Annotated in this window: 13 protein-coding genes; 5 read left to right on the top strand and 8 right to left on the bottom strand. The window is 61.4% G+C overall.

Translation table 11 applies throughout. From position 1 onward, the window contains the following. Positions 1-7: 7 nt before the first annotated feature. From AC19YY_RS07805 to AC19YY_RS07790, 4 genes are all read right to left on the bottom strand, one after another. Positions 8-928: an SdiA-regulated domain-containing protein gene (locus tag AC19YY_RS07805; protein WP_169954969.1), complete on the bottom strand. Its 921-nt coding sequence runs from the start codon at positions 926-928 to the stop codon at positions 8-10. 121 nt (positions 929-1,049) lie between these two features. Next, positions 1,050-1,976, bottom strand: a complete 927-nt coding sequence (locus AC19YY_RS07800; RefSeq protein ID WP_169954970.1) for an SdiA-regulated domain-containing protein — start codon at positions 1,974-1,976, stop codon at positions 1,050-1,052. Positions 1,977-2,239: 263 nt separating this feature from the next. After that, a complete protein-coding gene (locus AC19YY_RS07795) occupies positions 2,240-2,905 on the bottom strand; it encodes a fumarylacetoacetate hydrolase family protein (protein WP_170042132.1) in 666 nt (221 codons plus the stop codon). Positions 2,906-2,929: 24 nt separating this feature from the next. Beyond that, a complete protein-coding gene (locus AC19YY_RS07790) occupies positions 2,930-4,324 on the bottom strand; it encodes a D-2-hydroxyglutarate dehydrogenase (RefSeq protein ID WP_169954972.1) in 1,395 nt (464 codons plus the stop codon). A gap of 205 nt (positions 4,325-4,529) precedes the next feature. Between AC19YY_RS07790 and serA the strand changes: the two genes are divergently transcribed. After that, on the top strand, positions 4,530-5,759 hold the full coding sequence (gene serA / locus AC19YY_RS07785; RefSeq protein WP_029289418.1) for a phosphoglycerate dehydrogenase: 1,230 nt from the start codon (positions 4,530-4,532) through the stop codon (positions 5,757-5,759). A gap of 63 nt (positions 5,760-5,822) precedes the next feature. On the opposite strand, the gene AC19YY_RS07780 is transcribed toward serA, so the two are convergent. After that, positions 5,823-6,260, bottom strand: coding sequence for a DUF4399 domain-containing protein (locus AC19YY_RS07780; protein ID WP_169954973.1), 438 nt, complete (start codon positions 6,258-6,260; stop codon positions 5,823-5,825). A 134-nt stretch (positions 6,261-6,394) separates the two neighbouring features. Here AC19YY_RS07780 and AC19YY_RS07775 point away from each other — a divergent pair, with 134 nt between their 5' ends. Then, complete coding sequence (locus tag AC19YY_RS07775) at positions 6,395-7,018, top strand: transporter substrate-binding domain-containing protein (RefSeq protein ID WP_500604031.1); 624 nt, start codon at positions 6,395-6,397, stop codon at positions 7,016-7,018. 149 nt (positions 7,019-7,167) lie between these two features. Here the strand turns inward: AC19YY_RS07775 and AC19YY_RS07770 are convergent, their stop codons facing one another. Beyond that, the gene (locus tag AC19YY_RS07770; protein ID WP_500604030.1) at positions 7,168-7,662 is read right to left on the bottom strand and encodes a 2-thiouracil desulfurase family protein; all 495 of its coding nucleotides are present in this window, start codon (positions 7,660-7,662) and stop codon (positions 7,168-7,170) included. Between the two features lie 2 nt (positions 7,663-7,664). Further along, entirely contained in the window at positions 7,665-8,297 is a 633-nt protein-coding gene (locus AC19YY_RS07765) for a 2OG-Fe(II) oxygenase (protein WP_169955048.1), read from the bottom strand. A 131-nt stretch (positions 8,298-8,428) separates the two neighbouring features. Here AC19YY_RS07765 and AC19YY_RS07760 point away from each other — a divergent pair, with 131 nt between their 5' ends. Beyond that, positions 8,429-9,181: a DUF2059 domain-containing protein gene (locus AC19YY_RS07760; RefSeq protein WP_169954976.1), complete on the top strand. Its 753-nt coding sequence runs from the start codon at positions 8,429-8,431 to the stop codon at positions 9,179-9,181. A gap of 122 nt (positions 9,182-9,303) precedes the next feature. On the opposite strand, the gene bipL is transcribed toward AC19YY_RS07760, so the two are convergent. Continuing rightward, the gene (gene bipL, locus AC19YY_RS07755; protein WP_500604029.1) at positions 9,304-10,245 is read right to left on the bottom strand and encodes a phospholipase BipL; all 942 of its coding nucleotides are present in this window, start codon (positions 10,243-10,245) and stop codon (positions 9,304-9,306) included. A 111-nt stretch (positions 10,246-10,356) separates the two neighbouring features. Here bipL and AC19YY_RS07750 point away from each other — a divergent pair, with 111 nt between their 5' ends. Together AC19YY_RS07750 and AC19YY_RS07745 are read left to right on the top strand one after the other, a co-directional pair. Further along, positions 10,357-10,932, top strand: a complete 576-nt coding sequence (locus tag AC19YY_RS07750; protein WP_170042128.1) for a DUF6436 domain-containing protein — start codon at positions 10,357-10,359, stop codon at positions 10,930-10,932. A gap of 40 nt (positions 10,933-10,972) precedes the next feature. Beyond that, complete coding sequence (locus AC19YY_RS07745) at positions 10,973-13,339, top strand: penicillin acylase family protein (protein ID WP_500604028.1); 2,367 nt, start codon at positions 10,973-10,975, stop codon at positions 13,337-13,339. The last annotated feature ends 20 nt before the right edge of the window (positions 13,340-13,359 follow it).

The following is a 13,359-nucleotide window of genomic DNA, read 5'->3' as shown; positions in this document are numbered from 1 at the left end:
TCCGCGCTTACCGCTGCTCGGGCTTTTTCTTGAAGACATAGAACAGGTTCGGCTCACTCACCAGGTACAACGTGCCATCGTCATCCATGGCAATACCCTCGGCCTGGGGCACGCGTTTTTTCAGGCCATTGCGCCCCTTGAGCAGCGACAAGCTGCTCAAGGGGCGACCGTCGATATCCAGCTCCAGCACCAGGTACGACTCATCGGACAGCGCCAGCAAGTGGCCACTGCGCTCATCGTATTGCAGGCTGGACAGGTCGCGTACAAACAGCCCGGCATCGCGTCGGGGGTTGTTGACCACGTGGACCGAGTAGGTTTTTTCCGGTTTGAAATGGGGAAAGCCGTGCACTTCGTAGATCAGCATCGGGTCCCGTTCCTTGGCGACAAACAGGCGCTTGCCCACTGAGTCATAGGCCAGCCCTTCAAAGCCTTTATTGCCCTTCAGGTGCACACCCAGGGTCATCTGCTCGGCCTCGGCCGCGTCGAGAAACTGCGTGTCGTCCTCCAGATGGATCTTGATCAGCCGCTGCTGGCGCTCATCGCTGACCACGTAGGTGTTTTCGCTGATGAACTCCACCGCCTCGGCATCGCCAAACCCCACCAGGTTGATGCGCCGCAGGATCTTGCCGTCCAGGGACAACTCGACCAGTTCGGCGTTTTGGTTGGTCACGGTAAACAGGCTCTTGCGCACCGGGTCGTAGGTCAGCGCCGAGACATCATCATCCAGGCCTTCAATCACCTGGGCTTCCAGCACCACCTCATAGTCCGCCAGGCCAATGGAGCGTTCATCCAGCGGCTGGCGCCAGGTCTGCCAGTTGAACCAGGCGCGCTCGAATAAACGAAACTGCTGGGCGACCACGCCCACAGCAACCAGGGCGATCAACACTAGGATAAGAAGGGCAGGTTTGGGGCGGGCAAATCGGCGCATGGGGGCTGGCTCAAAGTCAAAACTGGCAAATGAATATCACAGCCATCTGAATTTAAACTTAAACGCAGCTCAGTGTCTGGGGAATGCCGCTCATAGAGAAGAATCCGACGTAATCAATCGGCTATTTCTGCTTCTCGAAGCGGTAGAACAAATTGGGCTCGCTGACCATGTACAGGGTGCCGTTTTCGTCCATGGTCACGCCTTCGGCGCGGGGGATGGTGTTTTTCAAGCCGTTGAAGCCGCCCAGCACAGTCATGAAGCTGACTTGCTCGCCCTTCTCGTCCAGTTCCAGCAGCAGATGGGAGTCGGCGGACAGTACCAACAGGTGGCCGGTACGCGGATCGACACTCAGGGCCGAAAGGTTGCGGATATCCAGCTCGGAGCTGGGCAATTTCTGCTTGTCGCCCGCCAGGACCTGGCTGCCGTCGCTGGCCCAGGTAAACAGCTGCGCTGGGCGCTCGATACCCAGCACCAGCTGTTGATTGCGTTTGTCCCAGGTGATGGCCTCGAACGCCTTGTTCTGGTTCTTGGAGGGGCCCAGGTCGTAGCTCGGGTAGTCGGCGAAGGCCAGTTGCCGCGTGTCGGCATCGACCTTGACCAGGGTCACGTTGTGCCTGCGCTCATCCACGATGGCCAGCACGCCGTTTTCCATGACCGTCACACCTTCCGGGTTGCTCCAGCCAACCATCGGAATCTTGCGCAACACATCACCCTGCAGGCTCAGCTCCACCAGGAACGGGTTTCTGCCCATGACGGCGAACAGGGTCTTGGTCCTGGGGTCGTAGGCCAGATCCGAAGCTTCGTCCTTTTCCATGCCAGGCAACGGCTTGGCGTCGATCACCGCCTGGTAATCCGGAAGCCAGATGCTCTCGCGACGCTCCATCGGGCTTTCAAACCGCTCCAACACCCACAACGCGCCCCGGTCATCCCAGTGCATCAACCAGGAAATCCCGTACATGATCGCCCCGGCCAGGAACAGCCAGGAATACCAGCGCATGTTCAAGCGCGAACGAAGAGTGGGTTTCACAGAAGGGAGGGGCACGGCCATGGAGGCATTCCAGATAATCGGCTGTAGGTGATGGCCCAGGCTCAGAGCGCCTGCGTGCCATATGGCCGAGGATTATCCGGATGGAGTGTGAAAAAAATGCAAAGCCCCGATGTGCGCAGTACGCACAAATAATCTGTGTACAAGCTTGTGTGGGAGCCGGGCTTGCCCGCGATGCAGGCACCGTGGTGCATCAGGCACACCGCGGTGATGCTATCGCAGGCAAGCCAGCTCCCACAGAAGCCGGCTCCTACAGAGAGATGGGGTTAGCGTACGGCGCTTTCGAAGCGGCTGACACCCGGCAGTTCCAGCACCAGTTCGTCACCCACTTCCAGCGGGCCCACGCCCACAGGCGTGCCGGTCAGGATCACATCCCCGGCCTGCAGCGAGAAGCAGCCCGCCATGTGCTGGATCATCGGCACGATCGGGTTGAGCATTTGCGCGCTGTTGCCGTCCTGGCGCACCTGGCCATTGATGGTCAGGCGAATGCCGATATCGGTCAGGTCGGGAAAGGTGCTGCCCACCACGAACGGCGCAATGACTGCCGCACCGTCGAAGGACTTGGCGATTTCCCACGGCAGGCCCTTGGCCTTGAGCTCGGACTGCTTGTCGCGCAAGGTCAGGTCCAGGGCCGGGGCGAAGCCGGAGATGGCGTCCAGCACTTCTTCACGGCTCGGGGTTTTCGACAGCGGTTTGCCGATCAGCACCGCGATTTCCGCTTCGTAATGCACCGAACCGCGCTCGGCTGGAATGGCAAAGCCGCCTTCCAACGGCACTACGCAACTGCCCGGCTTGATAAACAGCAGGGGCTCGGTCGGCACCGGGTTGTCCAGTTCCTTGGCGTGTTCGGCGTAGTTGCGCCCGATGCAGACCACTTTGCCCAGTGGAAAGTGGATGTTGGTGCCGTCGACGTACTTGTGCTGATAGCTCATGGACCGCTTCCTCTTTCGTGATGGTTAAACAGCGAAGATCTTGCCCGGGTTCATGATCCCGTTCGGGTCGAACACGGCTTTCACTGCCTTCATATATTCGATTTCAACCGGGGAGCGGCTGTAAGTCAGGTAATCGCGCTTGGTCATGCCCACGCCGTGTTCGGCAGAGATCGAGCCGTTGTACTTCTCGACCGTCTCGAACACCCACTTGTTGACGGTGGCGCACTTGGCGAAGAACTCGTCCTTGGACAGGTTTTGCGGCTTGAGAATGTTCAAGTGCAGGTTGCCATCGCCGATGTGGCCGAACCAGACAATTTCGAAGTCTGGATAGTGTTCGCCGACGATCGCGTCGATTTCCTTGAGGAATGCCGGCACTTTCGACACTGTGACCGAAATGTCGTTCTTGTAGGGCGTCCAGTGGGAGATGGTCTCGGAGATGTACTCGCGCAGCTTCCACAGGTTGTGCAACTGGGTTTCGCTCTGGCTCATCACGCCATCGAGCACCCAGCCCTGTTCGACACAGTGCTCGAAGGTTTCCAAGGCGTGGTTGGCGACTTCTTCGGTGGTGGCTTCGAATTCCAGCAGGGCGTAGAACGGGCAATCGGTCTCGAACGGCGCCGGCACATCGCCACGGCCGAGGACTTTGGCCAGGGCCTTGTCAGAGAAAAACTCGAACGCCGTCAGGTCCAGTTTGCTTTGGAACGCGTGCAGCACCGGCATGATCGAGTCGAAGTCGGTGGTGCCCAACACCATTGCGGTGAGGTTTTTCGGCGCCCGGTCCAGGCGCATGGTGGCTTCGACCACAAAACCCAGGGTGCCTTCAGCGCCGATAAACAGCTGGCGCATGTCGTAGCCGGTGGCGTTCTTGATCAGGTCGCGGTTCAGTTCCAGCACATCGCCTTTGCCGGTGACGACCTTCATGCCCGCTACCCAGTTACGGGTCATGCCGTAGCGAATCACCTTGATCCCGCCGGCATTGGTGCCGATATTGCCGCCAATCTGGCTGGAACCGGACGATGCGAAATCCACCGGGTAGTACAGGCCGTTTTCTTCGGCGACGTTCTGCAATTGCTTGGTGACCACGCCCGGCTGGCACACGGCGGTGCGATCGGTGAGGTTCACATCGAGGATTTGGTTCATGTAGTCGAACGACACCACCACTTCACCATTGGCTGCCACGGCAGCCGCCGACAGGCCGGTACGCCCGCCGGACGGCACCAGCGCCACCTTGTGCGTGTTGGCCCAGCGAACAATGGCCTGCACCTGCTCAATGGTCTTGGGGAAGACGATAGCGGTCGGCGCGGGGGCGAAGTGCTTGGTCCAATCCTTGCCGTAAGCCTCCAGGGAGTCTGCATCGGTCAGCACTTTGCCGGGCTCAACCAGGGTCTTTAGCTCATCAATCAGGGCAGGATGGGTCATCGACAGAACTCTCGAACAATTCATGGTCATCCTGAGAACGCTTCACGTCGCAGGAATGAGTGTTTAGCGGGGCGCGTATGCTAGCATACCGCCCCCGCAGGACAGAGCCCAAGGGCGTTTCTGCGGTGACGGCTTTCCTGCCGTCCGGGTCAGCTTGCGCTGCTCGATTCCCTGCCATTTTTCTCCGGGATACAGGTTTACGCAGATGAGCAAGACTTCTCTCGATAAGAGCAAGATCAAGTTCCTTCTTCTGGAAGGCGTCCACCCATCGGCCGTCGACGTCCTAAAGGCCGCCGGGTACACCAGCATTGAGTACATCACCAGTTCTCTGCCGGAATCCCAGCTCAAGGAAAAGATCGCCGACGCGCACTTTATCGGCATTCGCTCCCGCACCCAGCTGACCGAAGAGATCTTCGACCACGCCAAGAAGTTGGTGGCGGTCGGTTGTTTCTGCATCGGCACCAACCAGGTCGACCTCAATGCAGCGCGCGAGCGCGGTATCGCGGTGTTCAACGCCCCGTACTCCAACACCCGTTCCGTGGCGGAGCTGGTGTTGGCGGAAGCCATCCTGCTGTTGCGCGGTATCCCTGAGAAGAACGCTTCCTGCCACCGTGGCGGCTGGATCAAGAGCGCGGCCAATTCCTTCGAAATCCGCGGTAAAAAGCTGGGTATCGTCGGTTACGGCTCCATTGGTACCCAACTGTCGGTATTGGCTGAAGGCTTGGGCATGCAGGTGTTCTTCTACGACACCCTGACCAAGCTGCCGTTGGGCAACGCCACCCAGGTGTCGAGCCTGACCGAACTGCTGGGCATGTCCGACATCGTCACCCTGCACGTGCCGGAAACCGCTGAGACCCAGTGGATGATCGGCGAGAAGGAAATCCGCGCCATCAAGAAGGGCGGGATCCTGATCAACGCCGCACGCGGCACCGTGGTCGAGCTGGATGCCCTGGCCGACGCGATCAAGGACAAGCACCTGATCGGCGCTGCCATCGACGTGTTCCCGGTGGAGCCACGCTCCAACGACGACATCTTCGAAAGCCCGCTGCGTGGCCTGGACAACGTGATCCTGACCCCGCACATCGGCGGCTCCACCGCTGAAGCCCAGGCCAACATCGGCCTGGAAGTGGCAGAGAAGCTGGTCAAGTACAGCGACAACGGTACGTCGGTGTCCTCGGTCAACTTCCCGGAAGTGGCCCTGCCGGCTCACCCTGGCAAGCACCGCCTGCTGCACATCCACCAGAACATTCCTGGCGTGATGATGGAGATCAACAAGGTCTTCGCGGAAAACGGCATCAACATCTCCGGTCAGTTCCTACAGACCAACGAGAAGGTCGGCTACGTGGTGATCGACGTAGACGCCGAGTACTCGGACCTGGCGCAAGAGAAGCTGCAGCACATCAGCGGTACTATTCGTAGCCGCGTGTTGTTCTAAGGTTTCAAGCGCACCACGAAAAAGGGAGCCCCGCGGGGCTCCCTTTTTTCGTCTGAACAAATCTTACTTCACGGTAACAGTGATCACTTTTGAGGCTACAGTAGGTTCGAACTGACGATGCAGGTTATCGCCCGCCACCAGTTGCAGCGTGTGCTTGCCTGGGGCCAGGGTCAGTTCGGTCTTGGTTTGCGCCTTGCCGAAGTGGATCACAGTGTCGGTGGCCGGAATCGGCTGGCTTGGATCAGGCAGTTGCGCCTGGTCGACCAGCAGGTGGTGATGGCCTGCACCCGGGACTTGTTTGTCGATGGGCTCCAGGTCCATGCCCTTGATGCCAAACTCGACGGTGAAGGTCTTGTCGACGGTGGCGCCATCCTTGGGCGAAACAATGAACACTTCAGCCCCTTTGGGTGCCGGTGTGCGCGGGATATCCGCCGCAGACGCCAGCATTGAAGCCCCCAGCAGCAGGCTGGCCAGGGTTGCACGAGACAAAATGGCTTTCATTAACTTCTCCAGTTTTTCTATGAAATCTGTAGGGTTAAGACAACTTAGTGACGAAACGTTGTCCAAGGCACTCAACACCATAGCAAAGCGAGCCTTAACCGCGTCTCGCACCTTCGAATTCTTTAGGAGTGACCATGCGTTTTTTGCCTGGCCTGTTACTTGTGCTGCCTTTGCTGAGCCCCTTGGCTCACGCCGAACTGTTCGACGAGGTGTTTGACCGTGGCGAACTGCGCATTGCCCTGGAAGCGGACACGCCGCCCTTCAACTTCAAGGAAGGCGACAAACTCACCGGCTTTGAAGTGGACCTGGGTGAGTTGCTGGCTCGGGAAATGGACGTACGCGCCTCCTTTATCACCACCGACGACAGCGACTTGCTGCCCGGTGTGGAAAGCGGCAAGTACGACGTGGCGATCAACCACATCGCTGTGACTCCTGAACTGCGGGATCGTTTCGATTTCAGCGCGCCTTATAGCTATGCCAATGCCCAGATGCTTGCCAACAAGCAGCAAAAACCCCTGTTGAGCGGCCTGAATACACTCACCAGCAGTCAATTTGCCGCCAAGCCCACCGCGGGCGTGGATTTGCGCAGCCGGGTCGATGCCAAGGCCACGCGGACCCTGGCCATCCCCTTCCAGAAGGGCAACCCGGCGTTCAAATCGAGCCTGGACAAGGCACTGGAGCGGATCAAGGCCGATGGACGGCTGACGGCGCTGTCGGAAAAGTGGTTTGAGGCTGACACCAGCAAACCTGCCAAATAACCAATGTGGGGCCAGGTTTGTGTGTGGGAGTGGGCTTGTGTGGGAGCGGGCTTGCTCGCGAAAGCGGTGTGTCAGTCAACAAATCTGGCACTGATAAACCGCATTCGCGAGCAAGCCCGCTCCCACAAAAGGCTGGTCCTACATGGGATTTAAGCGGGGTTTGAGAGCTGGTCCAGGGCTACCGCCGCCTCGGCCAGCTCCAGCTCGCTGAACACCTGCACCCCATGGCGCTTGAGCAACGCCGCCGTCACGCCTTCGCCCGTGACTTTGACCCCACTGAAGGTGCCGTCATACGTCAGCAGGTTGCCGCAAGACGGGCTGTTGGCCTTGAGCACGGCGATGCGGATGCCATGGCGCTGCACCAGGGCCAGAGCCTGGCGCGCACCCTCGACAAAGGCGTCACTGAAGTCCTCGCCATCGGAGGTCAACACTTGGGCGCGGCCTTCCCACACCGCCATCCCCTGCCCGCCCGGAATCTCGGCAGATGGCCGTGGGGTAGGCAGGCCACCGGCTACCTCCGGGCATACCGCAACCACCCGGCCTTCGGCCTGCCAGGCGGCCAGTTGGTCAAACGGCCCGCTGGCCCCACCGTCGTAACGTACGCGATGCCCCAGCAGGCAGCGGCTGACCAGAATCTTTTGCATGCTCAAAACGGCTCGTTGCCCCGCCGGCGAAACCAGCCTGTCAGGGACAGGCGTTCGCGGTGGGCGGGCAGGACTTCGTGGGGCACTTCCCCCGACAGGAACACCACCAGGCAACCGCCGGTGGGGTCCACGTCGTATTCAACGCCGTCCTTGAGGTACATGCGCAACTGGCCGCCGTGCTCGGGCAGCCAGTCCTGGTTCAGGTAGACCACCGCCGAGACCATGCGCCGGTCATCATCGCGAAAACGGTCGAGGTGCTTGAGGTAGAACGCCCCCGGCGGGTACATGGCGAAGTGGCATTCGAACTCTTCCAGGCCGAGGAACAGCCCGCGGTTCATCGCCAGCCGCAGGTTGTCCATCAATGCCAGATAGCGGTCGCAGATCGCCGCCTGGCCGGGCTCCAGCCATTGGATATGGTCGCCACGGATCCCCTCGCGAATCTCCTGGGCCGGGCCGCGTCCGACAGCGGCCGGGGCCAATTCGCCTTCAATTGCGCGTTTATGGCACTCAGCCGCCAGTTCCAGGGTCAGAGCCTCTGGCAGGAAGATGTTCTGCTGCGACCAGCCCTTCACGGCCAGGTCGTCGACGATGCTTAGCAGCAGCGGGTCATCAGGGGATATTTGCATGGCGCGCATAGTATCCATACGCCTGGCAAACCGACAGCGCCGCCGAGCGCCTAAATACACTTTAGTCAGGCGATTGATAGGACTTCTCGACAAATCCTACGCCCGACACGGACAATAGTGGCCGACTGACAGGAGTCCCTATGCGTCGTTTGTTTTTATCCTTGCTGATGTTCTGCGTGTTGCCCGCCTGGGCAGACAGCCATGACCAGTTGTACGCGGTCGCCGGCTGGCCGGAACAACGCGCGCATTTTAATGACGCCTTGAGTGCCGCCCAGCAGCGCTACCGCAACAGCTTGCCGCCGGCGGTGTACCAGGCGCTGGTGGACAACAGCAATAAACGCTTCGCCCCCAAGGCCATGGATCAGCGCGCCGAAGCCCAGTTGCGCCAGAACCTGGCGGACCCAAAACCGGCGCTGGCGTTTTTCCAGTCGCCGCTGGGGCGCAAGATTGTCGCCGCCGAGTTGCTGGCGACCCGTCGCGACCAGTTGGCCAAGAACGCCCAGGGCTTGCCGCAGATCCAGGCCGACGCCACCCGCAGCCTGATCATCGGCCATCTGGCCCAGGCCCTGCCTGCCCGCGAAGCCGGGGCCGAAGTCAGCCTGGCGATTGCCGGCGTGGCCGCAGACAGCCTGAGCCAGATGATCCCCGGCCTGTTGGGCGGCGGTCAGGCGCAGAGCATGCTCAATGGCCAGCGCGAGCGGTTGATGCAGCAGATCGGCAATGACCTGAACAACACCTTGTTGTACGTCTATCGGGATTTGTCGGACCCGGAGCTGGAAGAATTCGCCACCTTTGCCGAGTCGCCGCAAGGCAAGGCTTACTACCAGGCAGCGCTGGCGGCGATCCGCGCCGGGCTGGCGGTCGGCCAAAGCACCTCCAGCCTGGCCCCCTGACGCCCCTCCCCCTGTAGGAGCGAGCTTGCTCGCGAAGAACTCAAGGACGCCGCGTCTAACCAGGCAGCACGCGTTATCGTTGACGTTCTTCGCGAGCAAGCTCGCTCCTACAGGGGGGAGGGTTATTTCAGGTGGTCGGTGAGGAACTTGAAGTATTGCTCGCGGATTTGCGGCAGTTCATTGGCCAGATGATGCCGGCCCTTGGGCAACATCAGGATCTGCGGCTGATCAAACTTGCCACGCAGCACCTGCAAGTTGTGCTGCCAATCCACCGTCATATCTTCCTCGCCCTGCACGATCAGTGGTCGCCGCGTACTGCGCGGCGCGGCCTCGATGCGCTTGATCCAGCGCGCCAGCGCGCCCACCCAGGCGGTTGGCAGTTGCCGGGGCTGCAACGGGTCGGCCTCGAGGAACGGACGGAACGCCGGGTCGTTGCTGTTATCGCTGAAGCGCCGGGCGATACCTTTGACGAACGGCTTGAGCAGGTAATAGCTCAGTTGCGACCAACCCCAGGCACGCGGCCGCACCAGCGGCGACAACAGGAAGGTCTGGCCTTGCGCCGGGCTGCTGGAGCCATGGTTGAGCAGATGGTCCACCACAATCGCCCCGCCGGTGCTTTGCCCGAACAGGTGCCAGGGCTTGGGCAGTTGCAGCGCGTCGGCCTGGTCGAACAAGCCGTTCACCACGTGCTGGTACACCGCAAAATCATCGATGCTGGCACGTTCGCCACTGGATAGGCCATGGCCCGGCAAATCGCAGGCAATCACCACAAAACCCTGGTCCAGCCCCCACTCCACCACGCTGCGATACAGCCCCATGTGATCGTAGAAACCGTGGAACATAAACAGTGTGGCCACAGGTTGCGCCGGCCACCAGACCTGGCTGACCACCTCGAACCCATCCACCTCCATGCGCCCCAGACGGCTGGCCACCGGGGTTTTGCGCGCGGCCAGGTCCAGCCCATAGAAGCGCTGGTAGACCCTGGCCTCGGCCGAAAGCGGCTGCGCGTCCACCAGGGGCCGCAGGCTTTCGCGCAGATGATCGGGGTCAAAGGTAACGGGCATAAGAACTTCCAGACTAGGGCTTCACAGCAGTGAACAGATGAATATTGAGTCGCGATATTCATCTGTCAGGGCAAGCATGGCAAGCTACGCCACCGTCGAGGATTGTTCTGAATGCCAAAGCCCTACCGCAACGCCCTGCTCGCCAGCCTGATCCTGCTGATCTGCGCCGTGGTGCTGTGGGTCGCGTATGACTGGTTCCAGGGCCGCTACCTGCGGGCATTCAGCGAACATACGGCGGTGTTTTCCGGCGACCTGCTGCGCCTGCCCGACGACCTCGCAGGCCCCGGCCCGATCCGCCTGGTGCACTTCTGGGACCCGGCTTGCCCGTGCAATGTCGGCAACCAGCAGCACCTGAGCGAACTGATCGAGCAATACGCGCCCCAGGGCGTGGAGTTCTACGCCCTGCAAAAAGCCGGCAGCCACGGCCAATTGCCCGCGACCCTTGGCGCGATGAAAATCATCACCGCCCTGCCCGGCGCCGACCAGGTGCCCGCGAGCCCGGCGGTGGGTATCTGGGATCGCAGCGGCAAGCTGGCGTATTTCGGCCCGTACAGCGAGGGCCTGACCTGTAATTCGAGCAACAGCTTTATCGAACCGATCCTGCAGGCGCTCAACGGCGGGCGGGCGGTGAACGCAACCCACACCCTGGCAGTGGGCTGCTATTGTTCCTGGCCGCAAGGTTCGTAGATTTTCAAGGTAGCCCCACTTCTAATAATAAGGATTGTTTATGAAGCGCGTTTTGTCGGGTCTTGTAGCCCTGCTGGTGTTGATCGCCCTCGGGGCTGGCTGGTACGTCTACAGCAAGCAACCGACCCGCCAGGGCACGGTGGAGCTGGCCAACCTGCAAGGCTCGGTCACGGTGCGCTATGACGACCGGGGCGTGCCGCATATCCGCGCGGAAAACGAGGCCGACCTGTATCGCGCCCTGGGTTACGTGCACGCCCAGGACCGCCTGTTCCAGATGGAAATCATGCGCCGCCTGGCGCGCGGTGAGCTGGCCGAGGTGCTCGGCGTCAAGTTGCTGGACACCGATAAACTGTTCCGCAGCCTGCGTATCCGCGAGCGCGCCACCACCTACGCGGCCCAGATGGACCGCCAGTCCCCGCACTGGAAGGCCCTGCAAGCCTATCTGGACGGGATCAACCAATATCAGGACAGCCACGCCAGCCCCATGGAGTTTGACGTGCTGGGCATCCCCAAGCGGCCGTTCACCGCCGAAGACACCATCAGCATTGCCGGCTACCTGGCCTACAGCTTTGCCGCAGCCTTTCGTACAGAGCCCTTGCTGACTTACGTGCGCGACCAACTGGGCAGCGACTACCTGAAGGTGTTCGACCTCGACTGGAAACCCAAGGGCGACCTCGGCCTGGCCGCCGCCGACTGGCAAGGCCTGAGCGCCATCGCCCGCCTCAGCGAGCAGGCCCTGGCCGACAATGGCCTGCCGCAGTTCGAAGGCAGCAACGCCTGGGCCATCAGCGGTAACCGCACCAAGAGCGGCAAGCCGTTGCTGGCGGGCGACCCGCATATCCGCTTTTCGGTACCGTCGGTATGGTACGAGGCGCACCTGTCGGCGCCCGGCTTTGAACTCTACGGTTATCACAACGCCTTGGTGCCGGTGGCGTTCCTGGGCCATAACAAAGCGTTCGGCTGGAGCCTGACGATGTTCCAGAACGACGACCTCGACCTGATCGCCGAGCAGGTCAACCCGGACAACCCCAACCAGGTGCGCTACCACGACCAGTGGGTCGACATGACCAGCAGCGAGCAACAGATCGCGGTCAAGGGCCAGGCCCCGGTGACGCTGACCCTGCGCCAGTCGCCCCACGGCCCGATCATCAACGACGTGCTCGGCGCCAATGCCGGCACCACGCCGATTGCCATGTGGTGGGCCTTCCTCGATACCGAAAACCCGATCCTCGATGGCTTCTACCAACTCAACCGCGCCGACACCCTGGCCAAGGCCCGCCAGGCGGTGGCCAAGGTGCATGCACCGGGGCTCAATATCGTGTGGGCCAATGCCAAGGGCGATATTGGCTGGTGGGCCGCAGCGCAGTTGCCGATCCGCCCGGCCGGGGTCAACGCCGGGTTTATCCTCGATGGCAGCACAGCCCAGGCCGACAAGCTGGGCTTCTACCCGTTCAGCGCCAACCCCCAGGAAGAAAACCCGGCCCGTGGCTACGTGGTCTCGGCCAATGCCCAGCCGGTGTCACCTACTGGCATGCAGATCCCCGGCTATTACAACCTGGCGGACCGTGGCCAGCAGTTGAACGCGCAATTGAGCGACAACCAGATCAAATGGGACCTGGACAACAGCCAGGCCCTGCAACTGGGCACCACCACCGCCTACGGGCCGCGCCTGCTGGCGCCGCTGTTGCCGGTGCTGCGCGAGGTGGTCAAGGACCCGGCCGAACTCAAGCTGCTGGAGCAACTGGCCGCGTGGAAAGGTGACTACCCGGTGCAGTCGATCCCGGCCACGCTGTTCAACCAACTGCTGTACGACCTGACCGACGCGGCCTTTCGCCCCAAACTGGGTGACGAGATGTTCAAGACCCTGATCACCACTCGTGTGATCGACGCCGCCTTGCCACGCCTGGCCGCTGCTGCCGATTCGCCGTGGTGGAACGGCCAACGTGCCGCGACCGTCAAGCACGCCTGGGACAACAGCCTGGCGCACCTGAGAACCACCTTCGGTGACGACCCGGCGCAATGGCAGTGGGGCAAGGCCCATCCCCTGACCCACGGCCATCCGCTGGGCATCAAGAAGCCACTGGACCAGATCGTCAATGTCGGGCCGTTCGCCTCACCGGGCAGCCACGAAGTGCCGAACAACCTGTCGGCAATCATCGGCCCTGCGCCATGGCCGGTGACGTACGGCCCGTCCACCCGACGCCTGGTGGACTTTGCCGACGCCGCTCACGCGCTGACCATCAACCCGGTGGGCCAAAGCGGTGTGCCGTTCGACAAGCACTATGCCGACCAGGCCGAGACCTATATCGAGGGCGGGTACGAGCAGGCGCATTTTGATGAAGAAGAGGTCCAGGCCAATACTCGCGGCACCCTCAAGTTGTTGCCGGCCCGCCCACAACAGCCCTGAAGAAACACCCTCAAAACGGT

This window comes from Pseudomonas sp. MF09156, from assembly GCF_059862305.1.
Note: the sequence above shows the minus strand (reverse complement) of the source record. Positions and strands in the feature narration are given on the sequence as shown.

What these genes read in the sequence shown, in the direction of transcription:
- AC19YY_RS07805 (WP_169954969.1), bottom strand. Translation starts at nt 928, where the DNA reads ATGCGCCGATTTGCCCGCCCCAAACCTGCCCTTCTTATCCTAGTGTTG.
- AC19YY_RS07800 (WP_169954970.1), bottom strand. Translation starts at nt 1,976, where the DNA reads ATGGCCGTGCCCCTCCCTTCTGTGAAACCCACTCTTCGTTCGCGCTTG.
- AC19YY_RS07795 (WP_170042132.1), bottom strand. Translation starts at nt 2,905, where the DNA reads ATGAGCTATCAGCACAAGTACGTCGACGGCACCAACATCCACTTTCCA.
- AC19YY_RS07790 (WP_169954972.1), bottom strand. Translation starts at nt 4,324, where the DNA reads ATGACCCATCCTGCCCTGATTGATGAGCTAAAGACCCTGGTTGAGCCC.
- serA (WP_029289418.1), top strand. Translation starts at nt 4,530, where the DNA reads ATGAGCAAGACTTCTCTCGATAAGAGCAAGATCAAGTTCCTTCTTCTG.
- AC19YY_RS07780 (WP_169954973.1), bottom strand. Translation starts at nt 6,260, where the DNA reads ATGAAAGCCATTTTGTCTCGTGCAACCCTGGCCAGCCTGCTGCTGGGG.
- AC19YY_RS07775 (WP_500604031.1), top strand. Translation starts at nt 6,395, where the DNA reads ATGCGTTTTTTGCCTGGCCTGTTACTTGTGCTGCCTTTGCTGAGCCCC.
- AC19YY_RS07770 (WP_500604030.1), bottom strand. Translation starts at nt 7,662, where the DNA reads ATGCAAAAGATTCTGGTCAGCCGCTGCCTGCTGGGGCATCGCGTACGT.
- AC19YY_RS07765 (WP_169955048.1), bottom strand. Translation starts at nt 8,297, where the DNA reads ATGCGCGCCATGCAAATATCCCCTGATGACCCGCTGCTGCTAAGCATC.
- AC19YY_RS07760 (WP_169954976.1), top strand. Translation starts at nt 8,429, where the DNA reads ATGCGTCGTTTGTTTTTATCCTTGCTGATGTTCTGCGTGTTGCCCGCC.
- bipL (WP_500604029.1), bottom strand. Translation starts at nt 10,245, where the DNA reads ATGCCCGTTACCTTTGACCCCGATCATCTGCGCGAAAGCCTGCGGCCC.
- AC19YY_RS07750 (WP_170042128.1), top strand. Translation starts at nt 10,357, where the DNA reads ATGCCAAAGCCCTACCGCAACGCCCTGCTCGCCAGCCTGATCCTGCTG.
- AC19YY_RS07745 (WP_500604028.1), top strand. Translation starts at nt 10,973, where the DNA reads ATGAAGCGCGTTTTGTCGGGTCTTGTAGCCCTGCTGGTGTTGATCGCC.